The organism is Bradyrhizobium sp. P2_E8 (assembly GCF_056403875.1).
On the sequence record NZ_JBFUES010001648.1, the window covers coordinates 1 to 945 of the forward strand.

A 945-nucleotide genomic window follows, 5' to 3' on the forward strand; every position below is an offset into this window, starting at 1 on the left:
ACGCGGAGGTACGCATCAGTCGTCCCAGACGCGCTTGCCGCAAGGGCATTCGAACATGCGCGTAATGCCTCCGCTTTCAGAGTCCACCACCGCTCTTACAAGCTTCATTTTCTTGCCGCAGATGCGGCAGGTTCTGATTGAGTTGTCCTCGACAACGCAGATCTTCTCAGCACGAAATATTTCCATGAGTCGCGCCCCCGTCCGAGGTGACCTGGTGGAGATTACAAACCTACTGAAGCAGGGAAATGGAGGAACCGGGTGCCAAGCTGCGCGAGGAGTTTGCGACTGGACACGGAGCAAATCAAGACGCGCCGGCTATCCCGACGATCCTTTTGGGGTACCTCATTAGGGTGGCCCGAGGGCCGGAAAACGGAGCGATCCGTTAATCAGAGGTTGGTCTTGATGTAATCCCTATGCAAAACGGTTGGTCGTTGGGCACCATCGAACAGAACGGTGATGCCGGTCGTACGATGGCCTATGGCGACAACGACGCCAACCTTGTCAGCAAGGTCAGGGCAACGAATTCTTCCGATTTCGCTAAGCTTGAAACGCGCGCCGACTGCAATCCTATCCATTTTCAAATCCATGGTTGCCTCAAAGAGACCGATCGCAATGAAACAGAGTGGTAGCAAAGCTCTTCAAAAATACCGGTGATTGTGGCGCCCCATTGTTTCAGGAGTATTTCGTAATTCGAGATCTATGCTGCGTCGCAGGTGCTTGGAACAACAATGGATGACCGCCGTCTCTGGTTCCTGGCCGGCCCCCGGCTGACCCCCGCTGCCTGGGTAAGACCGCCTCAGTTGGCGGGAGGATTGACAGCAACCTCGGCAAGCGCCCCGCCCTGTCTGGTGGTCCAGGCCGTCGAGCGGGGAGCTGCCGCGCCAGCCCCGCACCAAGAAAGGTAAAAACGTGCCAGTCGCAGAGTTAAAGGAGAGAATGCAGCAT

General features: G+C 56.3%; 1 protein-coding gene. It reads left to right on the forward strand.

All coding sequences use genetic code 11. From position 1 onward, the window contains the following. Positions 1 to 431 precede the first annotated feature (431 nt). Positions 432 to 629 carry a hypothetical protein gene (locus AC1D00_RS42970; RefSeq protein WP_477014903.1) on the forward strand — a complete coding sequence of 66 codons (198 nt, stop codon included), beginning with the start codon at positions 432 to 434 and terminating at the stop codon, positions 627 to 629. The last annotated feature ends 316 nt before the right edge of the window (positions 630 to 945 follow it).